General features: G+C 63.8%; 18 protein-coding genes. 11 read left to right on the top strand and 7 right to left on the bottom strand.

Annotation, left to right across the window (positions count from 1 at the left end; genetic code table 11):
- Positions 1-19 precede the first annotated feature (19 nt).
- Entirely contained in the window at positions 20-538 is a 519-nt protein-coding gene (locus AC56PL_RS05825; RefSeq protein WP_497153223.1) for an Rv2240c family protein, read from the bottom strand.
- 211 nt (positions 539-749) lie between these two features.
- Between AC56PL_RS05825 and aceE the strand changes: the two genes are divergently transcribed.
- From aceE to AC56PL_RS05795, 6 genes are all read left to right on the top strand, one after another.
- Entirely contained in the window at positions 750-3,515 is a 2,766-nt protein-coding gene (gene aceE, locus AC56PL_RS05820; protein ID WP_495515405.1) for a pyruvate dehydrogenase (acetyl-transferring), homodimeric type, read from the top strand.
- 106 nt (positions 3,516-3,621) lie between these two features.
- Positions 3,622-4,920 (top strand): helix-turn-helix domain-containing protein, encoded by a 1,299-nt coding sequence (locus AC56PL_RS05815; protein ID WP_495515404.1) that lies wholly within the window; start codon positions 3,622-3,624, stop codon positions 4,918-4,920.
- A 163-nt stretch (positions 4,921-5,083) separates the two neighbouring features.
- Positions 5,084-5,992, top strand: a complete 909-nt coding sequence (locus tag AC56PL_RS05810; RefSeq protein ID WP_495516057.1) for an acyltransferase domain-containing protein — start codon at positions 5,084-5,086, stop codon at positions 5,990-5,992.
- Positions 5,993-6,127: 135 nt separating this feature from the next.
- Positions 6,128-6,439 carry a meromycolate extension acyl carrier protein AcpM gene (gene acpM, locus AC56PL_RS05805; RefSeq protein WP_020105643.1) on the top strand — a complete coding sequence of 104 codons (312 nt, stop codon included), beginning with the start codon at positions 6,128-6,130 and terminating at the stop codon, positions 6,437-6,439.
- A 6-nt stretch (positions 6,440-6,445) separates the two neighbouring features.
- Entirely contained in the window at positions 6,446-7,711 is a 1,266-nt protein-coding gene (locus tag AC56PL_RS05800) for a KasA/KasB family beta-ketoacyl-ACP synthase (protein WP_495515403.1), read from the top strand.
- Positions 7,712-7,765: 54 nt separating this feature from the next.
- Positions 7,766-9,217 carry a carboxyl transferase domain-containing protein gene (locus AC56PL_RS05795; protein WP_495515402.1) on the top strand — a complete coding sequence of 484 codons (1,452 nt, stop codon included), beginning with the start codon at positions 7,766-7,768 and terminating at the stop codon, positions 9,215-9,217.
- Between the two features lie 88 nt (positions 9,218-9,305).
- Here AC56PL_RS05795 and AC56PL_RS05790 read toward each other — a convergent pair whose 3' ends face one another.
- The 5 genes from AC56PL_RS05790 to AC56PL_RS05770 form a co-directional block, all read right to left on the bottom strand.
- A complete protein-coding gene (locus AC56PL_RS05790; protein WP_482143922.1) occupies positions 9,306-9,824 on the bottom strand; it encodes a DUF3145 domain-containing protein in 519 nt (172 codons plus the stop codon).
- A 140-nt stretch (positions 9,825-9,964) separates the two neighbouring features.
- Positions 9,965-10,771, bottom strand: coding sequence for a serine hydrolase domain-containing protein (locus AC56PL_RS05785; RefSeq protein ID WP_497153222.1), 807 nt, complete (start codon positions 10,769-10,771; stop codon positions 9,965-9,967).
- Positions 10,772-10,909: 138 nt separating this feature from the next.
- The gene (locus AC56PL_RS05780; RefSeq protein ID WP_495515400.1) at positions 10,910-12,046 is read right to left on the bottom strand and encodes an NDMA-dependent alcohol dehydrogenase; all 1,137 of its coding nucleotides are present in this window, start codon (positions 12,044-12,046) and stop codon (positions 10,910-10,912) included.
- 159 nt (positions 12,047-12,205) lie between these two features.
- Positions 12,206-13,807, bottom strand: coding sequence for a fatty-acid--CoA ligase FadD5 (fadD5, locus tag AC56PL_RS05775; RefSeq protein ID WP_497153221.1), 1,602 nt, complete (start codon positions 13,805-13,807; stop codon positions 12,206-12,208).
- A gap of 63 nt (positions 13,808-13,870) precedes the next feature.
- Positions 13,871-14,686 carry an enoyl-CoA hydratase-related protein gene (locus AC56PL_RS05770; protein ID WP_495515398.1) on the bottom strand — a complete coding sequence of 272 codons (816 nt, stop codon included), beginning with the start codon at positions 14,684-14,686 and terminating at the stop codon, positions 13,871-13,873.
- Positions 14,687-14,859: 173 nt separating this feature from the next.
- Between AC56PL_RS05770 and AC56PL_RS05765 the strand changes: the two genes are divergently transcribed.
- A complete protein-coding gene (locus AC56PL_RS05765) occupies positions 14,860-16,131 on the top strand; it encodes a TetR family transcriptional regulator (RefSeq protein WP_495515397.1) in 1,272 nt (423 codons plus the stop codon).
- 49 nt (positions 16,132-16,180) lie between these two features.
- Here AC56PL_RS05765 and AC56PL_RS05760 read toward each other — a convergent pair whose 3' ends face one another.
- Positions 16,181-16,999: a hypothetical protein gene (locus AC56PL_RS05760; RefSeq protein ID WP_497153220.1), complete on the bottom strand. Its 819-nt coding sequence runs from the start codon at positions 16,997-16,999 to the stop codon at positions 16,181-16,183.
- Positions 17,000-17,136: 137 nt separating this feature from the next.
- Here AC56PL_RS05760 and AC56PL_RS05755 point away from each other — a divergent pair, with 137 nt between their 5' ends.
- The 4 genes from AC56PL_RS05755 to AC56PL_RS05740 all read left to right on the top strand — a co-directional run bounded on the left by AC56PL_RS05755 (position 17,137) and on the right by AC56PL_RS05740 (position 22,522).
- Entirely contained in the window at positions 17,137-18,276 is a 1,140-nt protein-coding gene (locus tag AC56PL_RS05755; protein WP_495515395.1) for an acyl-CoA dehydrogenase family protein, read from the top strand.
- A gap of 33 nt (positions 18,277-18,309) precedes the next feature.
- The gene (locus tag AC56PL_RS05750; protein WP_497153219.1) at positions 18,310-19,032 is read left to right on the top strand and encodes a GntR family transcriptional regulator; all 723 of its coding nucleotides are present in this window, start codon (positions 18,310-18,312) and stop codon (positions 19,030-19,032) included.
- Positions 19,033-19,111: 79 nt separating this feature from the next.
- Positions 19,112-21,940: an AfsR/SARP family transcriptional regulator gene (locus AC56PL_RS05745; RefSeq protein WP_497153218.1), complete on the top strand. Its 2,829-nt coding sequence runs from the start codon at positions 19,112-19,114 to the stop codon at positions 21,938-21,940.
- 252 nt (positions 21,941-22,192) lie between these two features.
- Positions 22,193-22,522, top strand: a complete 330-nt coding sequence (locus tag AC56PL_RS05740; RefSeq protein ID WP_495515392.1) for an Lsr2 dimerization domain-containing protein — start codon at positions 22,193-22,195, stop codon at positions 22,520-22,522.
- Positions 22,523-22,848: the final 326 nt, after the last annotated feature.

Raw genomic sequence — 22,848 nt, 5'->3', positions numbered from 1 at the left:
CAAGCCGAATGCCGCTTTTTCAACTGGAGAGTTGCCCGCAAGCGTCCACCGCCGCGTTCCGAGACTCGATCCACCGAGCCGCCGGATCGTTGAGTCCGGACTGATTTTGGCCCTCGATGGCGCGCACCAACTCCTGATTTCTGACGAAGAATGCGCGTACGAGCCGGCCCACCGAAGGCTCTACGTCAGGCACCAATTTGGCGTTGATCGCCTGCTCACCGGCTTTGAGCTGATCGATGGCCACTTGTGCGGCACCACCGACTGCCGAATAGGACTGCACTTCATTGAGTTTGGTCACGAAGTCGTTGTAGCTGCTGAGCATCGTCACCACGGTGGTAGTGAACTGCGAACACAATTCCAGCGTGAGATTTTTGGCGGCTTGCGCGCGTCGCGACGATTCGGCGGCCTGCGACTGCACCGCGGCCGCCGACTGCTCACTCCGATACGCGAACACCTGGCCACCATCGACGGAACTTGAGCCGTCAATCGTGGTCGCGCATCCGGAAACGCCCAGCCCGATTACCGCAACGACGGCCACACCCCAAACCTTCACAGTCCAGATACTGCACGACGAGCGCGCAAACCGGCGACGAAACGCCCGTGGGTAGGGTTACTTTGCCGCACACCGATGCCAACGCTCATCACTTGCGGCACGATTGAGACAACGCCGAACCACACCCCGGTTCCGGCGGGTCGATCCCGTTACGGCAGCTACCGCTGCCGAGTGACTCGAGGAGAAAGAGCACGCAGTGACTGACAGCACTCACGCACCAAAGAACCAGGCCCGAGTACGGGTCATCCGGGAAGGTGTTGCGTCGTACCTCCCCGACATCGACCCGAGTGAGACAGACGAATGGCTCGATTCATTCGACGGACTCCTCGAACATGCAGGCCCCGGCCGGGCCCGATACCTCCTGCTGCGTCTACTCGAACGAGCCGGTGACAAACGGGTGTCGATCCCGTCCCTGACGTCCACCGACTACGTCAACACGATCCCGACCGAAAACGAGCCCTGGTTCCCGGGCGACGAAGAGGTCGAGCGTCGGTTCCGCTCATTCATCCGTTGGAACGCCGCCGTCATGGTGCACCGCGCTCAGCGTCCCGGCGTCGGGGTCGGTGGCCACATCTCCACCTACGCGTCGTCCGCCGCGCTCTATGAGGTCGGCTTCAACCACTTCTTCCGCGGCCAGGACCACGCAGGCGGCGGCGACCAGATCTTCATCCAGGGCCATGCCTCCCCCGGCATCTACGCCCGTGCCTTCCTCGAGGGTCGCATCAACGAATCCCGCATGGACGGATTCCGCCAGGAGCACTCCCACGCCGGCGGCGGCCTGCCGTCGTACCCGCATCCGCGGTTGATGCCCGACTTCTGGCAATTCCCAACGGTTTCCATGGGCCTGGGTCCGATGAACGCGATCTATCAGGCGCGCTTCAACCACTACCTGAACGATCGCGGTATCAAGAACACCGAGGATCAGCACGTCTGGGCATTCCTCGGCGACGGCGAGATGGACGAGCCCGAGTCGCGTGGCCTGGCGCACGTCGCCGCCACCGAAGGTCTCGACAACCTGACCTTCGTGGTCAACTGCAACCTGCAGCGTCTCGACGGCCCGGTGCGTGGCAACGGCAAGATCATCCAGGAACTCGAGTCGTTCTTCCGCGGCGCCGGCTGGAACGTCATCAAGGTGATCTGGGGCCGCGAGTGGGACTCGCTCCTGCACAAGGACCGCGACGGTGCGCTGGTGAATCTGATGAACAGCACCCCCGACGGCGACTACCAGACCTACAAGGCCAACGACGGCGCGTTCGTCCGCGAGCACTTCTTCGGTCGCGATCCGCGCACCAAGGAACTGGTCAAAGACCTCAGCGACGCCGAGATCTGGGGCCTCAAGCGCGGTGGTCACGACTACCGCAAGGTGCACGCGGCGTACGCATCGGCGATGGCCCACAAGGGCCAGCCGACGGTGATCCTGGCCCACACCATCAAGGGCTACACACTCGGCAAGCACTTCGAGGGCCGCAACGCCACGCACCAGATGAAGAAGCTGACCCTCGACGATCTCAAGGACTTCCGGGACAGCACCCGCATCCCGATCAGCGATGCCGAGCTCGAAAAAGATCCGTACCTGCCGCCGTACTACCACCCCGGGGCCGACTCACCGGAGATCGAGTACATGCTCGATCGCCGTAAGCAACTGGGCGGGTTCCTGCCTGCGCGGCGCACCAAGAGCAAGGTGCTCAAGCCCGACACCAGCGGTGCCATCAAGCTCGCGAGCAAGGGTTCGGGCAAGCAGCAGGTCGCCACGACGATGGCCATCGTGCGCATCTTCAAGGAACTGATGCGCGACAAGGAGATCGGCAAGCGCCTGGTGCCGATCATCCCGGACGAGGCCCGCACGTTCGGTATGGACTCCTGGTTCCCGACGCTCAAGATCTACAACCGCAACGGCCAGCTGTACACCTCGGTCGACGCCGAACTGATGCTCGCCTACAAGGAGAGCCCGCAGGGCCAGATCCTGCACGAGGGCATCAACGAAGCCGGATCCACGGCGTCGTTCACCGCGGTCGGCACCTCGTATGCCACCCACGATGAGCCGATGATCCCGCTGTACATCTTCTATTCGATGTTCGGGTTCCAGCGCACGGGCGACGGCTTGTGGGCCGCGGCCGACCAGATGGCCCGCGGGTTCGTGCTCGGCGCCACCGCCGGCCGGACCACCCTGACCGGTGAGGGTCTGCAGCACGCCGATGGTCATTCACTCGTGCTGGCCTCGACCAACCCGGCGGCAGTGGCCTATGACCCCGCGTTCGGTTACGAGCTGGCACACATCATCTCCGACGGTCTGCGGCGGATGTACGGCGAAGATCCCGAGAACATCTTCTACTACATCACCATCTACAACGAGCCGATCACACAGCCCGCACAGCCCGAAAACCTTGATATCGCAGGCGTTCTCAAGGGCATCTACCAGTTCGCCGATGCTCCCGAGGGCAAGCAGTACCCGGCCAACATCCTGGTCTCCGGTGTCGCAATGCCGAGCGCACTCAAGGCACAGCAGCTCTTGGCCGATGACTGGAATGTCGGCGCGAGCATCTACTCGGTGACGTCCTGGGGCGAGCTCGCCCGTGACGGGGTCGAGTACGAGAAGGCAGCGTTGCGTGAACCGGCAGGCAGCCATCCGCAGCCCTACCTGACGGAGGTCCTTGCCGATGCCTCCGGACCGTTCGTTGCGGCGACCGACTACATGAGGGGTGTCCCCGAGCTGATCCGCGCCTGGGTCCCGGGCACCTATCTCACCCTGGGCACCGACGGTTTCGGATTCTCCGACACCCGACCGGCCGCACGCCGCTACTTCAACGTCGATGGTGAATCCATCGCGGTCGGTGTCCTCTCGGCACTCGCCCGCGAGGGTCACATCGACATCAAGGTTGCCGCCGAGGCCGCCGAGAAGTATCAGATCGAAGATGTACTGGCTGCCCCGAAGCAGACCAGCGATCCCGGTCCCGGCGCCTGATCTTTCGTTTCCATCCGACCGCCCATCCGTTGACCAACGGGTGGGCGGTCGGCTGTTGCGGTCGACATGTCCCCAATCGGACCCGGGACTGACATAGATTGAAGCCATGACTGAGTCCCGTACGGGTGATCAGCCCGTAGGCGATCTCTTCGGCCCGCGTGGCGCCCACGTCCCGGCACCTGCGAATGTTCACGATGCCCTGCCGGACACCCTGCTCCGCCGCGTGAAGCAGTACAGCGGACGGCTGGCCACCGAGGCCGTCCATTCGATGCAAGACCAGTTGCCCTATTTCGAGGATCTCGAAGCGGGTCAGCGGGCCAGCGTCCAACTCGTGGTCCAGACCGCGGTCGTGAACTTTGTCGAATGGCTTCAAGATCCCGAGGGCAACGTCAAGTTCACGGTGCAGGCCTTCCAGGTGGTACCCCAGGACCTCGCCCGCCGGATCAGCCTGCTGCAGACCGTCGAGATGGTCCGGGTCGCGATGGAATTCTTCGAGAAGTGGCTGCCACTCCTGGCCCGCAACGACGCCCAGCTCCGCGCCCTGACAGAAGCCGTTCTGCGCTACGGCCGCGAGATCGGGTTCGCCGCCGCCTCGATCTATGCATCGGCCGCAGAATCCCGCGGCGCCTGGGACTCACGACTCGAAGCGCTCGTCGTCGACGCCGTGGTCCGCGGCGACACCGGCCCCACCCTGCTGTCCCGTGCCGCCGCACTCAACTGGGACACCGAGGCCACCGCCACCGTCGTAGTGGGCATGCCGCCACCCGAGCGCAACGTCTCGGTTCCCCTCGCCGTTCACAACACCGCACGTCAGCACGACCGCGCAGCGCTGTCGGTGGTCCAGGGCAGTCTCCTCGTCGCGATCGTCAGCGGTCCGGTGACGATTGGCGACCCGTTCATCACCGACCTGCTGATCCTCTTTGCCGACGGGCCTGTGGTCATCGGACCCACCAGGCCCAACCTGGGTGCCGCGCACGCCAGCGCCATCGACGCCCTGGCCGGCATCGAGGCGGTCGCCGGCTGGCCCAGTGCACCCCGTCCGGTCCACTCCCTCGAGCTCCTGCCCGAACGCGCATTGCTCGGCGACCAGGCCGCCATGACCACACTGAGTGATTCGCTGGTCAAGCCGCTCGCCAAAAGCGGCGACACCCTGACTTCCACTCTTGATGCCTACCTGGACTCCGGAGGGTCCGTCGAGTCGTGTGCGCGCCAACTCTTCGTCCATCCGAATACTGTGCGATATCGACTAAAGAGAATTTCGGACATTACTGGTCGCGATCCAATGAACCCCCGTGATGCTTATGTACTGAGGGTGGCAACAACCGTTGGCAGATTGGCACGGGTTAGACACGACATGCGCACAATTTTCCCTACAGTCACACCTGTCACAGGCTCCAGCGAGTAAAAGCTACGGTTGTGCATCAATTCACAACGGTGTAACGGATGTCGGTGAGGTGACGATGCAGGCACGCTGTTGTGCAATTTTGTAGGGATCCCACAAAGGGGTCGCCCAAGGTTCATTGCGTACAGCACCTTCACCGAGGGCGAATAGGGTGTTCTCTGATCAGGTGCTCACCTTGCTTGCGCCCGGACAGGGCTCTCAGACCGTCGGAATGCTCACGCCATGGCTTGAGCTGCCCGGCGCACGCGACCAGGTCGCGACCTGGTCGAAGCTGACAGGGCTCGAGATCGAACGCCTTGGGACCACCGCGACGGCGGACGAGATCACCGACACCGCGGTCACCCAGCCTCTGGTGGTCGTGTCGGCACTGCTCGCCTATGACGAGATCGACAAGCGTTTCCCGTTGCCCTCGGACACCCTGATCGCGGGCCATTCCGTCGGAGAATTGGCCGCCGCCGCGATCGCCGGCGTCCTGACCGCCGACGAGGCCGTGTCTCTGGCCGCCATCCGTGGCGCCGAGATGGCCAAGGCCTGCGCTCTCGAGCCCACCACCATGGCCGCCGTGCTCGGTGGCGACGAAGCCACCGTGCTGGCCCGCCTCGAAGAACTCGATCTGGTTCCGGCCAACCGGAATGCGGCCGGGCAGATCGTGGCAGCCGGTGCGATCGCCGCTATCGATGAACTGATCGCCAACCCGCCGGAGAAGGCACGTGTCCGCAAGCTCGCCGTCGCCGGTGCGTTCCACACGCGATACATGGCCCCGGCCCAGGACGCAGTTGCCCGTGCGGCAGCCGATATCAACCCATCACAACCGGCGCGGCCGCTGCTGTCCAACTCCGACGGTGCACCGGTCACCTCCGGTCGCGACGCACTCGATAAACTCGTCGCACAGGTCACTCGGCCCGTGCGGTGGGATCTTTGCTCGCAGACGATGCGCGAGCTCTCCACCACCGGACTGATCGAGCTGCCCCCCGCCGGCACTCTCGCCGGAATCGCAAAGCGCGAGCTGAAGGGAACACCGACCCTCGCGCTCAAGACCCCCGACGACCTCGCGGGCATCACCGAACTTGGATAGCGACGACGGCACGCCTGTGCCGTCGTCCCCGGGAGATGCAGGAGAGCACAGTTGCTCGCCACATCCGTCCATTGCAGCGCGCACGCGCGCTGTCCTCCGGAACATCGGAAACACGAATATGAAGGGAGCCACCCAGTGGCCGCCGCCCAGGAAGAAATCATTGCCGGACTCGCTGAGATCATCGAGGAGGTCACCGGCATTGAACCCTCTGAGGTGACTGTAGAGAAGTCGTTCGTCGACGACCTCGACATCGATTCGCTGTCGATGGTCGAAATCGCAGTGCAGACCGAAGACAAGTACGGCGTCAAGATCCCCGATGAGGATCTGGCCGGACTGCGCACCGTTGGTGACGCCGTGAACTACATCCAGAAGCTCGAAGCCGAGAACGCCGATGCCGCCGACGCCATCCGCGCAAAGCTCGACGCCGACAAGAACACCGGTGAGTGACAGACCGTGACTAACTCTCTTCGCGATTACTCCACCCTCGGCGGGAATTTCCCGAACGTGGTGGTGACCTCCATGGTTGCGACCACATCCATCGGCGAAGACCTCGATTCGACGTGGAAGGGTCTTCTCGCCGGAGAGAGTGGCATCAAGACTCTCACCGATGACTGGGTCGAGGAGTTCGATCTCCCGGTCCGGTTCGGTGGGCGTCTGGTGAAGGATCCCTCGACGGAGGTCTCTCGGGTTCAGGCTCGACGCATGGCCTACACCGAGCGGATCGCCTATGTCATGGGCAAGCGTCTGTGGGCGCAGGCAGGCGAGCCGGATATCGAGAAAGAGCGCCTCGGCGTTGTCATCGGTACCGGTCAGGGTGGCGGTGACGCACTCATCGAGGCCTACAACGCGATGCACAACACCGGCAACTACCGCAAGGTCTCCCCGCTCGCCGTACCGATGGCCATGCCCAATGGGCCGGCCGCGGTGGTCGGACTCGAGATCGGCGCCAAGGCCGGTGTGATCACCCCGGTCTCGGCCTGCTCCTCGGGTTCTGAAGCGATCGCGCACGCCTGGCGTCAGATCGTCATGGGTGACGCCGACATGGTCGTCACCGGTGGCGTGGAGGGTCATATCGACTCGGTCCCCATCGCCAGCTTCGCGATGATGCGTGCGATGAGCACCCGTAACGAAGACCCTGCCGCCGCTTCTCGTCCGTTCGACAAAGACCGTGACGGCTTCGTCTTCGGCGAGGCCGCTGCACTGATGGTCATCGAACGCGAAGACCACGCCATCGCCCGTGGCGCGCACATCCATGCGCGTCTACTCGGTGGCGGCATCACTTCCGATGGGTACCACCTGGTCGCTCCTGACCCGGAGGGCACCGGCGCAGCACGCGCGATGTCACGAGCTCTGCAGACCGCTGGTCTGGGGAAATCCGACATCACGCATGTCAACGCACACGCCACATCCACCTCGGTCGGCGACACCGCCGAGGCCCTGGCGATCAACATCGCGGTGGGTAACCACGCAGCGGTGTATGCACCGAAGTCTGCCCTGGGGCATTCCATCGGCGCTGTGGGTGCGCTGGAGTCGATCCTGACCATCAAGGCCATCGAAGAGGGCGTCATTCCCCCGACGCTGAATCTCGACAATCAGGATCCGGAGTGCGATCTCGACGTCGTTCACGGAGAGCCGCGTTACGGACAGATCGACTACGCCATCAACAACTCGTTCGGATTCGGTGGGCACAACGTTGCGCTCGCCTTTGGGCGCTACTGAACCCCGCCGCCCCTGAGCCAGTTCTCACCGGGCGCTGAAGATCTAAGGAGATTCATGACCACCATGGCCCCGATCACACAGCAAGAGGAATCCATCGATCCTCGGGATCCATTGCTGCGGTTGACCAATTTCTTCGACGAAGCATCCATGTCGTTGCTGCACCCCCGCGACAAGTCGGGTGTGCAGGCTGCCGTCGGACGGGTGAACGGTGTCCGCACCGTCGCCTACTGCACCGACGGCACCGTGATGGGCGGGGCCATGGGGGTGGTGGGCTGCAAGCACATCGTCAACTCCATCGATACCGCCATCGCCGAGCAGGCCCCGGTTGTCGGGATCTGGCATTCCGGCGGCGCCCGACTGGCTGAGGGCGTCGAAGCCCTTCACGCAGTCGGCCAGGTGTTCGAGGCGATGGTCCGGGCGTCCGGGTACATCCCTCAGATCTCGATCGTCGTCGGCTTCGCCGCCGGCGGCGCGGCATACGGACCGGCCCTGACCGATGTGGTCATCATGGCGCCTGCCGGCCGCGTGTTCGTCACCGGACCGGACGTCGTCAAGAGCGTCACCGGCGAGGTCGTCGACATGGAGTCGCTCGGTGGGCCACTGACCCACGGCAAGAAGTCGGGTGTCTCGCACATCACCGCCGACTCCGAGCCCGACGCCTACTGGCGTGCCCGTCGCCTGATCGGAACCTTCGGTCAGCAGGGACATTTCAGTCGGCAGAAGGCCGAGGCCGGCGATACCGACCTGCGGGCCCTGATGCCCGAGTCCAACCGTCGCGCATACGACGTCCATCCCATCGTGCGGGCACTGCTCGACACCGATGTGGCTGCAGACGGCGAAACCGAGATCTCCAGTTTCGAAGAGCTGCAGGCAAAGTGGGCACCGAACATCACGATCGGTTTCGGCAGGCTCTCCGGACGCAGCGTTGGCGTCATCGCCAACAACCCGCTGCGGATGGGTGGTTGCCTCAACTCCGAGAGCGCTGAGAAGGCAGCTCGGTTCGTCCGTCTCTGCGACGCGTTCGGCGTCCCACTGATCGTCATGACCGACGTTCCGGGTTACCTGCCCGGTGTCGGCCAGGAATGGGACGGCGTCGTGCGTCGCGGCGCAAAGCTGCTGCACGCGTTTGCCGAATGCTCGGTCCCCCGCGTCACGCTGGTGACCCGCAAGATCTATGGTGGTGCCTACATCGCGATGAACTCGCGGGCACTGGGCGCCACGGCGGTCTTCGCGTGGCCCGGTTCCGAGGTCGCCGTGATGGGCGCCAAGGCCGCGGTCGGCATCCTGCACAAGAAGGCGCTGGCTGCCGCACCCGATGACGAGCGCGAAGCACTGCACGACCGTCTGGCCGTCGAGCACGAAGCCATCGCCGGTGGCGTGGGCCGCGCCCAGTCCATCGGTGTGGTCGACGAGATCATCGACCCGGCCAAGACCCGCAGCATCATCGCCGAGGCACTCGCTTCGGCACCGGCTCGCCGCGGACGTCACAAGAACATCCCCTTGTGATCTGACGCGGTGATCTGACAAGCCACAAAAGCGGGCCCGGACTTTTCAGTCCGGGCCCGCTTTTGTGGCTGTGTTGCGTGGTGCGCGGTCAGCCCACGCGCTGATGCAGCCAGGTGACCTCGGCGCCGGCGCCGCCCATGCGGAACGACTCCAATGCCTCGTCCCAGGCCGTGCCGAGTGCGGCATCGAGTGCGCCGGCGAGTTCCATCCCGTCGGCGTGCGATTCCATGAGCGATCGCAGTTGCATCTCACCGACGATGACGTCGCCGTTGGCGCTCATCGACCCACGCCACAGACCGAGTCCGGGCACAAAGCAGAAGCGTTCGCCGTCCACGCCGTCACTGGCGTTCTCGGTGACCTCGAACCGCAGGGCCGACCATTCGCGCAGAGCATTGGCAATGCGCGCTCCCGTTCCGACCGGTCCAACCCAATCGACGGTGGCGCGCTGCAGGCCGGGACTCGCCTCCTGTGCAGACCACTTCAGATTCGCGCGGGCATCAAGAGTCGACGAAAGAGCCCACTCGACGTGCGGGCACAACGCGACCGGTGCGGAATGTACAAAAACCACACCTGCCGTTACGTCCGCAAACTGATTAAGGTTGCGCACTTTCCACCTCCGGTTTCGACGAGGAACGTCTTCCCCAACGCCTGGCGAAACCACAGTGGATACCACACACTTGTTATTTATTGTGCCTCAAGTGACCCGTGTTGCGCTAGTGTCGCATGCGTATTGAGTGAAAATAGTTTTCAATCCGAAAGAGCTGACACCAGCGAATCGTTGAAGTCGCTCCACAGCGGCTTCGCCCAGGCACCGAAGGCCCGATCGGTGAGAACCACGCAGGCCGCGGACAACGCCGGGTCCACCCACAGGAACGTTCCCGCCTGACCGAAGTGACCAAAGGTCTCCGGACTGTTCCGGCTCCCCGTCCAGTGCGGACTCTTGTGGGACCGAATCTCGTACCCCAGGCCCCAGTCACAGGGCCGGTGTTTGCCATAGCCCGGTACGAAGCCGTCCAGCCCCGGGAACTGCACCGATGTCGCCTCGCGCAACAAGCCCGCGGAGACCAACTTCGGCGCGAGTAACTCCGCGGCGAACGCGGCCAGATCCGAGACCGTCGAATCCGCCCCGTGGCCTGCCGAACCGCGCAGCGTGGTCGACGTCATTCCGAGTGGTTCACAGACGGCCTGCGCGAGGTACTCGTCGAAGGCGATGTCGGCCTCGGTTTCGATCAACTCGGCCAGCACCTCGAACCCGGCGCTCGAATAGATGCGCTGCTCCCCCACGCCGGCCACCGCCTCGCGGCTGCCGAAGTCGAGGCCCGAGGCATGCGCCAGCAGGTGTCGCACGGTGGACCCGGGCGGACCGGCGGGCTGGTCGAGTTCGATCGCCCCCTCCTCGACCGCCACCAGCGCCGCGTGCGCGGCAAGCAATTTGGTCACCGACGCGAGCGCGAACACGTGCTCGGTGTCACCGTGTTGTTCGATCACCTGTCCACCGGACATCACCGCCGCCGAGACCAGATCCACCGGCCAGCTGTCGAGTTGCTTGAGCATGTGCCCATGCCATCACGCCCGGTGCGTGCGCGGCAAACGCCCCGGCTCGGACACCAAGAAAGCGCACATGACAACGGCCGCGGGCCGGTGAGTGCCTGGCACTCACCGGCCCGCGGCCGTTTGGACAAAATCCAGCGATCAGACGGTGCGGTCCTCGTCGGTGAAACGAATCACGCCGCGAATGTTCTTGCCGTCCAGCATGTCCTGGTACCCCTCGTTGATCTGGTCGAGGCGGTACTGGCGCGTGACCATGTCATCGAGATTGAGCTTGCCCATCTTGTACATCGAGAGCAGTTGCGGGATATCGATCTTGGGGCTGGCGCCACCGAAGATCGTGCCCTGCAGATTTTTCTGGAGCAGGGTCAGCATCGCCAGGTTGAGCGTGACCTCGTTCTCCATCATGTTGCCCATACCGGTCAGGACGCAGGTGCCGGCTTTTGCGGTGATACCCATCCACAGGTCGACATCCTTACCGTGCACCTCACCGACCGTGACGATGACCTTCTTGGCCATACCACCGGCGGTCACCTCGGCAATGGTCATCGCGGCCTCTTCCACGCTGGCGAATGCGTGTGTGGCACCGAACTTCAGGGCCTGCTCACGCTTCCACTCCACCGGGTCGATGGCGAAGACGTTGCGGGCCCCCGAGATCACGGCGCCCTGGAGCGCAGCGATACCCACACCTCCACAGCCGACGATCGCTACGTCTTCTCCCGGCTTCACATTGGCGCTGTGGGTCGCCGATCCGTACCCGGTCGGCACACCACAACCCACGAGGCAGGCGACCTCGAACGGGATCGACGGGTCGATCTTCACGACGGACGTCTCGTGCACCACCATGTACGGCGAGAAGGTGCCGAGCAGGGTCATCGGGTAGACGTTCTCCCCTGCGGCGGTCTGGATTCGGAACGTATGATCCGACACCGCTTCACCCTGCAGGAGCATGGCACCGAAGTCACACAGGTTGCTCAGGCCCGAGCGGCACGACGGACACTTGCCACACGACGGGATGAACGAGAGCACCACATGGTCGCCGACCTCGAAATCGGTGACACCCTCACCGACCTGCTCGATCACGCCGGCACCCTCGTGCCCACCGAGCACGGGGAACCCACCCATCGGGATCCCTCCGGTCACCAGATGGTGGTCGGAGTGGCACATACCCGCGGCTTCCATCCGGATCTTGACCTCGCTGCGCCGCGGGTCACCGATTTCGATCTCCTCGATCGCCCACTTCTCGTTGAAGTTCCTGAGCAATGCGCCTTTTGTCTTCATCGAACCCTCTCCATCGCGGCACACATCGGTGCCTACAAACAGCCGCGCTCCGGCCATGACCGCAGAGCGACTTCCAACCGAACAGTGACCGTAATCACGGTCTTCAGCAAAAGTGTAACGTGTTTCAGTTTTGCCGCCAGTAGCACTTTGGATTGGGTGTCAGTGCAGCCCAGCATCCTTGCCGCCGTACTCCTTACGTAGCGACGGCTTGATGACCTTGCCGGACGCGTTGCGCGGCAACTCATCGACGATGATCATTTCCTTCGGCTGCTTGAACCGCGCAAGGTGTTCGTTCAGGAACTCGATGAGTTCGTCGAACTCGAGCGTCTGCTCCGGCTTCACGACGACGATCGCCACCGGTACCTCGCCCCAACGATCATCGGCCCGGCCGACCACCGCGGCCTCGAGGATCTTCGGATGGGCGAACAGCGCGTTCTCGACCTCGGCGCAGTAGATGTTCTCGCCGCCGGAGATGATCATGTCTTTCTTGCGGTCGACGACGTAGACGAACCCCTCTTCGTCCATTCGCACCAGATCTCCGGAATGGAACCAGCCACCGGCAAACGCATCCGCCGTCCCCTGCGGGTTCTGCCAGTAGCCTTCCATCATTGTCGGTCCGCGGTAGACGATCTCGCCGACGTCGCCCACCGGGACGTCATTCATCTCCGCATCGACCACGCGCGCCTGCACGGCCGGGATTACCTGACCGACCGAGCCGAGTTTGCGCAACGCGTCCTTGCCTTCAAGCACACAGGTGATCGGCGACATCTCGGTCTGCCCGAACACCGCAACGTTCACCGCGTCCGGGAAGGTGTCGGACATCGCGCGCAGCACGGTATCCGAGGCCGGCGCCGCGCCCCACGAGATGACCCGGAGTTTGAGGTTGCGCGGCTTGGCCTGCTGGACCGCACACACGACCTGCCACTGTGCAGGCACCAGGAAGATCGAGGTGATCCGTTCCGCCTCGAGCACATCGAGCAACGCCTCAGGATCAAATGCACCAAGCGGGTGGATCACCGTGGGCACGCCCATGTAGAACAGCGGTGCCATCGCACCCATCGCCGCGATGTGGAACATCGGCGCGACACACGAGCCGATGTCGTCGGTTCGAATCTGCAGTGCGGTGATACAGGTGACCGCCTGTGCCTGCATGTTCGAATGAGAAAGCATGGCGCCCTTGGGTTTACCGGTGGTTCCCGAGGTGTACATGATCATCGCGGTGGAGTTTTCCGGCACATCGATCGCCGGCAGGTCCGACGAATCCTTGGCGACGAGGGTGTCGAAGTCGAGTGCGTTTTCCACATCGGAGGGTCCGACGACGATCAGGTTCTCCACACCGGGCGTGCTCGCCCGGACCGCATTCGCCAGCGGAGCGAGCAGCGACTCGGTGACGATCACGGTGGCACCCGAATCGGCGATCAGGAAGCCGATCTCGGGCGGTGTCATCCGGATGTTGACCGGCACCGCGATCGCACCGATCAGGTTGGCGCCGAAGATCACCTCGACGTATTCGCTGCGGTTGAGCATCAGCACCAGCACCCGATCGCCGAAGCGAACCCCACGGCGGTACAGCGCTGCGGCGAATGCGGTGGACCGATCGTCCAGTTGCTTCCACGAAGTGTCGTGCCCGCCGAAACGCAAGGCGACCGCGTCGGGCTTCATCTCTGCATGGCGACGGACGTGGGTGTTCCAGTTGTTGCGCCGAGACCGGAACGGTTCGGAGACGAGGTGATCAGAATGGGGCAATGTGGTGCTCGTCATTTTCCGCTTCCTTTTTATGTGACCATTCGCCGAAATCGAGCTCCGACGATGATGATTCGATTGCTACTGAGATGCCGCTGTCGGTTTTGCTTTCTTGCCACGTGCGAATGCGGTGATGAGAGCCGCGAACTCGGGTGATTGCAACAGCTCGGTCTGGCCTTCGGTCTCCAACCGCAAAGCCAGATCGAAGCCGGTCATCGTCTGGGCGTCGATGGCCTTCTTGGTCAGGGCCAGTGCCCGAGGTGACGCCGCGAGTAGCTTGTCGACCACTTGATCGACCTTCGCCGACAACGCTTCTGACGGCACGACCGCGGTCACCAGTCCGTCGGCGAACGCCTGCGTCGCCGGTAGGCGGTCACCGAGCAGCGCCAGTTCATTGGCGCGGACACGACCGACGGCCGCAGCGACTGTCGCCGTCGCGGCCCCGTCGGGCATCAGACCGATGTTGACAAAAGCGAGTAGGAAGTACGCCGCCTCGGAGGCATAGATGAGGTCCGAGGCAAAGGCGATCGAGGCGCCGATGCCAACTGCCGCCCCATCGACCACCGCGACGACCGGAACCTGCAGCCCCCGGATCGCCCGGACGACATCGGAACCGGCATTGATGGTCCGCTCGGCACGCAGGCGCGCTTCGTCCTCGGACGTCGGCGGTGGCGCCGTGGCCATTTCGATGAGGTCCGCGCCGGTGCAGAAGTCCTGACCCGGAGCCCCGATGACCACGACCCGGACAGCGGGGTCGACTGCCCACTTCCCGAGCACCTCGATCAACGCCGTGTTTGCCGCCGAGTCGATGGAGTTCTTCCGGGTGGGCCGGTTGATCAGGACGCGCGCGACACCCCGATCGTCGACAGATGTAATCAGGCCTTTGTCCCCTGGCATGCTCGTCACCCTAAGCTCAAATACTCACAATTGCGATGTAGATCACGTGAATCCACATTAACTTGTCAGATCCCCGCGGGACGCGTCAAGTGTTTGCGAGCGCTTGTCCTCGCTGGTCGGCGGGACCGCCCCCTATGGTGCGGATGATCGGTACGTCCCGCTAACATGGATAAATGGCTTCCGCCAACGGACGCGTCAACGACGCCCCCACACCCGCTGCCGTCGTACCGAAAACTCGGCAACGACCGAAGGACCGCCGCGAACAGATAATTCGTGTGGCTGCCGAGTCCTTCAGTGAACAGGGTTATTTCGCCACCGGCGTCGATCAGATCGCCGGGCAGGTGGGCATCAGCGGCCCGGCTCTGTACCGGCACTTCCCCAACAAGTACGCACTCTTCTCCGAGACGGTCCGAATGCTCGGCTCCGACCTGGAACGCGCCATCGCACAGGTGCCGGTCCTGCCCGGTGACCCTGAACGCGAGTTGCATCTGCTCGTCACCGAGCTCACCCGGACCACGATCGAGAACCGGTCGCGCGGCGCCCTCTACCGATGGGAGGCGCGATACCTGAATCCAGACGATCGCAGGTACCTCGGCGAGTTGGTGGGCCGGATGCACGCCCGCTTCGCCGCGCTTCTGGACCAGATACACCCGGATCTGTCGACCGGGGGAACACCGCAGCCGGGTCGCCTCGGCACCGATGCGCAATACCTCAGCGGCGCGATGCTCAGCGTCATCGGATCGATCACCACACACCGGGCCTCGTTACCCCGCAAGCGGATCGAGGCCGTGATCCTCGACGCCGCAATGAACGTGGCACGGACCGATCTACCGCCGAACGATCCGACACCATCGACCGCACGACCGTCCGCATCGGTGGGCCTTCCGATGGCATCGAAACGCGAGGCACTACTGACCGAGGCAATCCGGCTGATGAGCGCACGCGGATTCCACGACGTGACGATGGAAGAGATCGGCGCCGCGGTCGGCATGAACCAGTCGGGCGTGTACCGCCACTTCGACACCAAGGTCGCCATGCTGTCGACCGCGTTTTCGCGGGCCAGCGAACGCATCACTGCGGGGATCAGCGACGCCCTCGCCGAGTCGGCGACGCCGGACGAAGCAGTCGACAAACTCGTCTACAAGTACGTCGACCTCTCGTTTGCCAACAGCGACCTGCTGAACCTGTATCTGTCGGAGATCGGTAGCGTGCCGGAGCCGCAACGGGTCGAACTACGTGATCAACAACGCCGCAACGTCGAGGAGTGGGCACAGCTGGTCGGTCAGGTTCGCCCCGGATTGAACCCGGTCGAGGCCCGATACCTGGTGCATGCCGCCTTCAACACCGTTCTCGACCTCGGAAACTGGGTGCGCCACGATCCCCGTCCGGCCACCAAGCGCCGCATCGAGGCCGTGATGACCACCATCCTGCGCCCGAGCACCTGACCACCCCCGCCCACGATCGTCCCCAGCTGGACGAACTCGGTGATCTCGGTCAGACGACCGCGAAGTCCGAGAGCAGCCATTTCCCGTCCACCCGCTCGAGTGTCACCTTGACCATCGACTCGTACCGGATCCCCTCGGGCAGTTGGGCATCTGTTTGTGGCGACTTGACCGTCTGATCCATCGCCACCAACACCACCGCGGTGGTCGGTGAAATAGATTGCAGCGCAGCGTCCTTGACCTTCGCCGACGCAACCGCCTGCGCACTGGCACTGCCTTCACGGGCCTGCCGCGAACCCTCGATGAAGTCCTTGGCGAACGCCGGCGTCGAAATGTCGGTGATCCGGGAATCGAGTTCGGCGAAGTTCGCGGAGTCGTAGGTCAGCAGATCTACCGCATATCGACCCGCAACCTCGACCGCATCGAGTCGGAGTGCGCTGAGCTGATCATCGCCGGACGCCCGGTTGTCGGCCTCGCGGTAGAGGTAGGCCAGCACCCCGGTAGCCACCAGCGCCGCGACCAACAGAACCGAGAGCACCGGAACCAACCAGCCGACGCCTCGCCGAACCGGCGCCTCGCCGCCGGATTCATCCGACGTCGCCCCGGCGCCACCTCGGCGGTTGGAGCGCCGCTGCTCGCGGGCCGCTTCCTTTGCCCGCTTGGTTTCAGCGGCCGCACGCAGCTTGTCGCGGTTCCGGCGATTCGCCTCGAGGAACTCGGCGGAATCGAAAGGCGACGGATCCGACCGGACCTCGGAATCGGTACCGGTCGCCGCGATCTCGGTTTCAGCCGGCTCGGTCGTCGCGGGTTCAGGTACCACCGGCGCGTCGCCGGGTTCCCCGGTTCGATCAACCTTCGCTTTCGGACTCATGCCGCCAATGTAAGCCCTCCAGAGACCTGCACCACACCACCTCCCGATCGCCAGCTCCCCCATCTGCAGATATTCCATCACATATATGTGATGTGTTACGTTCAGCCCGAGCCGAACCCCTAGCCAGGAGCATCGCCATGACCACTTTCACGTCCGAACAGACCGACTTCGCCAAGTCGGTCGCAGACTTCTGCGCCCGCGAGGCGGGCACCCGCGAACAACGCGACGCACTCACCGCAGGCGGCACAGAGCTGCACTCGGTGGAGCTCTACAAGAAGATGGCCGACCTCGGATGGGCCGGAATCCTGGTGCCCGAGGAGTACGGCGGCGCCGGCGCCGGAAACATGGAGATGTGCATCCTTCTCGAAGAGGCGATGCGAGGTAACGCCCCGATCGGTGGCATCGGCCCGACCCTGATCACGGCCGCGGCCTACCAGAAGTTCGCAAGCGAGCAGATGAAGAAAGAGGTTCTCGCCGATGTTGTTGCGGGCGAGTCACTCTCGATCTCGATGTCCGAGCCGGAGGCGGGTTCCGACGTCGCCGCCATCACCTGCCGGGCCGAGAAGGTGGACGGCGGCTGGGTCATCAACGGCCAGAAGACCTGGTGCTCCAACGCGCACTTCGCCAAGAGCATCCTGCTCATCGCCCGCACGGATCGCACCGGCAAGAAGCACGAGGGCCTGACCCAGTTCCACATTCCTGCGGGTACCGAAGGTCTCGAGATCAGCGGGATCGACACACTCGGGGGCCGCGAGGTCAACGACCTCTATTTCACCAACGTGCGTGTGCCGGACAGCGCGGTGGTCGGTGAGGTCGGCAACGGCTGGAACCAGCTCATGAGCGGGCTCAACACCGAGCGCCTCATCCTGGCCGCCATGCAACTCGGCGTCGCCGAACGCGCGTTCACCAATACCCTCGAGTTCGTCAGCGAGCGCAAGCAATTCGGCCGTCCGGTGGGTACCTTCCAGGCACTGCGGCACCGCCTGGCCGACCATGCCACCGAGATCGAATGCACCAAGCTGCTGGTCTATAGCGTCGCCGCACAGTCCGACGCGGACCCGAAGAAGATGTTGCCGCGCGAAGCGTCGATGGCCAAGCTCAAGGCCACCGAGGTCTCCAAGGCGATGACCATCGACGGCATGCAGATGATGGGTGGATACGGCTACGCAACCGAGTTCGATGCAGAGCGTCTGATGCGGGGTGCGATCATTTCCACTGTGTATGGCGGAACCAACGAGATCCAGCGCGACATCATCGGCAAGACCTACGGTCTGTGATCTGCCAAGACCTACGGGCGGTAATTTGCACTGATGACCACATCGCGAGCGGCCGCATCCCGAAACTCGCTGCGCCGGCGACCTCAACTCTCCGAGGAGGTCGCCGGCCATCTTCGCCATCTCATCATGACCGGCGCCATTCGCCCGGGTGAGTTCATCCGGATGGACGAAACCGCCGTCGACCTGCAGGTCAGTGTGACTCCGGTACGCGAGGCGCTACTCACCCTGCGTGGTGAGGGAATGGTCAACCTGGCGCCGCATCGCGGATATGTGGTCGCCGACCTGACCCGACAGGATGTCGAGGACATCTTCTGGCTGCAGGGTGTTCTGGCCGTCGAGCTCGCGGTCCGGATCGCGAAAACGGTGACACCGGCCCAACTCGACGAACTCACCGAACTCAACGACGAACTCAGGATCGCCGTCGAGTCCGGACGGCCCGCCGACGTCACCGCTGCCGAGTTCGAGTTCCATCGCGTCCACAACCGCATCGCCGACGGCGGCAAACTGGCCTGGTTCCTGCTCAACGCCACCCGCTACACACCCCATGAGCACTATGCCAATGACCCACAGTGGGGCGCGGTTGCCTGCGAGAGCCACACCAAACTCATCGACGCCTACCGCGGCGGCGATCGCGACGAGGTGATCGCGCAGACCCGACGCCAGTTCACCGATGGCGCCGAGCGTCTGACCCGTCATCTGGATTCCATCGGCCTGTGGGCAGAAGATCCCGACGCCGACGCGACAACAAAGCGCTGAGGAACCCGAACACATATCGCCCACGTATGGATCGACCAACCGATCTGACGCGATGGTCGCTGTTCTCTATTCTCATGGCATGCCAGACATATCGGTGCGAGTACTCGGCGCGCTCACCGTCATCCGGGACGGCGAACCGGTTGCACTCGGCGGACCTCTCCCCCGCGCTCTGCTCGCGCGACTGGTGATGGCCCGCGGCCAGATGGTTCCCGATGCCGGGTTGATCGACGACCTCTGGCGCGACAATCCCCCGCGCTCTGCTCAACTGACCCTCCAGGGCTATGTGGCATCGCTCCGCAAAGCGCTCGAACCCGAGCGTGGTCGATCGGCACCGGCGATTCTCGTCCGACGCGGCACCGGATATGCAATGGCCATCGATCCCCAACAGGTCGATGCAGGCAGATTCGAGACCCTGGCAAAGGAAGGTCGCGATCAGCTGGCGGCGGGAAGCGCCGACGCAGCGCGGCACACGCTGGCCGAAGCACTCGAATTATGGTGGGGCCCAGCTTATGCCGATGCAGCCAACTGGGAGTTCGCCGCCATCGAGTCCGCCCGCCTCGAACGTCTTCGCGACGACGCCCTCGAAGATCACCTCGCGGCCCGGTCCGATTGCGGCGAATACGCCGCGGTCACCGCGGGGCTCGAAGCCATCGTCGCAGCCGACCCGCTTCGGGAACGCGCATGGGAACTGTTGGCGCTGGCGCAGTACCGTGCCGGCAACCAGGGTGATGCGCTCGCATCGCTGCGAACGGCTCGCGAACGAATTGCCGACGAACTCGGCACCGATCCGCGCCAGAGCCTGCTCGATCTCCAGAGTGCGATCCTGAACCAGGACGCGATCCTGATGTCGGGGCAACCCGATCTCCGGGCGATACCGGAATCGGGGCCGACCGCGAATCCTGAACGACCCACCGGGAACATACCGCTGGCCCTGTCCTCACTGGTCGGACGTGTCGAACAGATCAAGGACGTCGCCGACCTCGTCGCCGAACACCGTCTGGTCACCCTCGTCGGCCCCGGCGGGATGGGCAAGACCCGGGCCGCCCTCGAGGTGGCGCGAGAACGCAAAGACATCGACGGCCCCTGGTTGGCCGAACTCGCAGGCGCACAGAATGCCGCCGCGGTACTCGACACCGTCGTCTCGGCACTCGGACTGACACTCAACGGCGGGATCCCGGTGCTGACGTCGCTGTTGCACGACCGCGATTTCCTTCTCGTACTGGACAATTGCGAACACCTGCTCGACGAGGTCGCGGCACTGACGACCGCGATCCTGCGCACGTGCCCCCGGGTCCGGATACTCGCCACGAGTCGTGAGGCACTGGGTGTTGCCGGCGAATCGACCTTCGAGATGCCTCCGCTCGCGGACTCGGCCGAACTCTTCCTCGAACGGGCCGGGTCCGCCGCGGCCGACGCCACGCCGGAGGACATCGAAACACTCTGCGCCGCACTTGATCACATGCCACTGGCGATCGAGCTCGCCGCCGGCCAATCCGCGACACTGTCGGTCCGGCAGATCATCGACATGCTCGACGACCGATTCGAATTCCTCCGCGGTGGTCCCCGGACCAACAAACGGCATGCCACGATGCAGGCCGCCATCGACGGCTCCTACCAGTCGTTGACCGTGAGCGAACGAGCGTTGTTCTGCGATCTCGCGGTCTTCACAGGCGGCTTCGACCTCGATGCCGCAAAGCAGGTCACCGGGCACCGCGGGCTTCTCGCCGACCTGACCGCCTTGGTCAACAAATCGATGCTCAAGGTCATGGGCGGTGATCCTCGCCGCTACCTGATGCTCGAAACACTCCGCAGCTACGCGCAGGTGCAACAGGATCCGGAACGGGCCGCATATCTGCGTCAGGCCCATATCGACTGGGTCGTCGCCCTTGCCACCGACGCCTATCTGGGTCTTCGCGGCCCACGCTGCCTGCAGTGGACCCGCAGTCTCGACGCCGAGATGACCAATGTGCGGGCCGCGCTCGACTGCGTCGACCCGCGTTCACAGACGTATCTCGAGATCGTCGGCAATGTCTATTGGTTCTGGTACCGGCGGGGATTCGCCGACGAGGGCATGCGCATGCTCGCACCCGCCGTAGACGCCCCCAGAAGTGTTCCCGTCGCCACCCGGGCACGGGCGATCGCAGGCCGCGCGATCATGTGTTATCTCGGCGCCGACCTCCCGGCCCTTTTTGCCGCATTGACGTGCCTCGCGGAGGTCTGTGCCGAATTCGATATCCGGTCCGCCGACAGGGTCGAACAAGTCGCCCGCGGGGACGCCACGGTGACACTGGCCTTCTTCGAAGCCGGATCCGGCGTGGTCGACGCCGCCCGGATACACGCAGGCGAGGCACTGGAAATCGGCCGAAGGTACAACTCGCCATGGACTGTCGGCGAGGCCTTGATGTCCCTGGGCACCGCCGACTTCCGCGCAGGCAAGCACCGGTCGGCGAGTGAATACCTGGACGCAGCCGTCGCGACCGCACGCGACTGCGGTTACGACTGGCTCGGCGCTTCCGCGCTCTGGATACATGCCAAAAGTGATATTGCCCAAGAGAAGTGGGATGGGCCCGCCGAACGCAAGCTGGCCCAGATGGTCGGATACTGCGAACGTGCCTACGACCTCACCTCATGGATGGTCGCTCTTTTCACATTGGCATATGCCCTTTTCCGGCGCGGGCGCCATGACATTGCGAGTCAACTCATCGGGGTTGTCGACAACATGACCGAACTCACCGGCTATTCCCCGGAAAAGATGGATGTCGTCGAGCTCGCTTCTTTTGGGTCGACCATGCGATCGGAGATAGACCCGGAGGTCTTCACCCGCGAATCATCAACCGGCCGCACAATGACCCGCGACGAGATCCGCGGTCTGGTTCAAGAATGGGCCGGATCAACAGAGATCTCTTGATCTGATTTCCATCCGATTCCCCCACACAATTCGGACAAGTCGGCATCGATCTGCCCACCGCTCGGAGATGTCGGATCCACGATCAGCACGCTGTGTGCCGGCGTTGCACGCCATCAGATCTGCGTGTGGACTTCTCGAACCGCCAACTATCGCGATCTTTTGCCTTCTTCTCAGGTCCAGTTGTTATGATTGACCTCCATCAGCCTCGAATTCGTGTTCGTCGGTCGCAAAAAATGAGTGGAGAGTCCAGAAGTGGCTAAGAAGCAAGTAGTGGAGTTCATCGACGACCTCGACGGAAAGGTTCTCGAAGAATTCGAGACCGTGCGATGGGGACTCGATGGCAAACAATATGAGTTCGATACTTCCCCGAAGCACGCAGAAACATTCCGCCGGGTACTCGCCAAGTACCTGAGCGCATCGCGGCGCATCAACACCTCCCGCCAGGGCGGACGGGCAGCGGAGAAGGTCGAAAAGGCACCCACACAAGCGATTCGGGAGTGGGCCAAAGAAGAGGGCTACGAGATCAGTGACCGGGGCCGAATCCCGGGCGCGATCATCGAAGCCTACGACGAAGTGCACTAGAGCACGCCGGATCCGAGCCCGCCTTTCGTACAAATAGGGCACGGACCATCCGCGCAGCAAGCCAGATCACGTCTGCCCCGACCCGCCCAGGGTTGGGGCAGACGCATTTGTCAGACCAATTCCCCGCACCGGCGATCTACAGTCCTGACGAGCGCCTCATCGGCCAGGTCACGGCGGGCATCCCCTATTGCGCAGGTCACACTTCTCGATTTCCGGCGCATTCCTCTCGCTGAAGACACACGAATCCACGGGGGGTTTCGACCACACCCGAAAACCCATCCGAGATGCCTACCGTACCCCACTGCAGCACAACACAACTCAATACC

Source organism: Williamsia sp. Y721, assembly GCF_059683565.1.
Note: the sequence above shows the minus strand (reverse complement) of the source record. Positions and strands in the feature narration are given on the sequence as shown.

What these genes read in the sequence shown, in the direction of transcription:
- AC56PL_RS05815 (WP_495515404.1), top strand. Translation starts at nt 3,622, where the DNA reads ATGACTGAGTCCCGTACGGGTGATCAGCCCGTAGGCGATCTCTTCGGC.
- AC56PL_RS05795 (WP_495515402.1), top strand. Translation starts at nt 7,766, where the DNA reads ATGACCACCATGGCCCCGATCACACAGCAAGAGGAATCCATCGATCCT.
- AC56PL_RS05785 (WP_497153222.1), bottom strand. Translation starts at nt 10,771, where the DNA reads ATGCTCAAGCAACTCGACAGCTGGCCGGTGGATCTGGTCTCGGCGGCG.
- AC56PL_RS05780 (WP_495515400.1), bottom strand. Translation starts at nt 12,046, where the DNA reads ATGAAGACAAAAGGCGCATTGCTCAGGAACTTCAACGAGAAGTGGGCG.
- fadD5 (WP_497153221.1), bottom strand. Translation starts at nt 13,807, where the DNA reads ATGACGAGCACCACATTGCCCCATTCTGATCACCTCGTCTCCGAACCG.
- AC56PL_RS05770 (WP_495515398.1), bottom strand. Translation starts at nt 14,686, where the DNA reads ATGCCAGGGGACAAAGGCCTGATTACATCTGTCGACGATCGGGGTGTC.
- AC56PL_RS05765 (WP_495515397.1), top strand. Translation starts at nt 14,860, where the DNA reads ATGGCTTCCGCCAACGGACGCGTCAACGACGCCCCCACACCCGCTGCC.
- AC56PL_RS05760 (WP_497153220.1), bottom strand. Translation starts at nt 16,999, where the DNA reads ATGAGTCCGAAAGCGAAGGTTGATCGAACCGGGGAACCCGGCGACGCG.
- AC56PL_RS05755 (WP_495515395.1), top strand. Translation starts at nt 17,137, where the DNA reads ATGACCACTTTCACGTCCGAACAGACCGACTTCGCCAAGTCGGTCGCA.
- AC56PL_RS05750 (WP_497153219.1), top strand. Translation starts at nt 18,310, where the DNA reads ATGACCACATCGCGAGCGGCCGCATCCCGAAACTCGCTGCGCCGGCGA.
- AC56PL_RS05745 (WP_497153218.1), top strand. Translation starts at nt 19,112, where the DNA reads ATGCCAGACATATCGGTGCGAGTACTCGGCGCGCTCACCGTCATCCGG.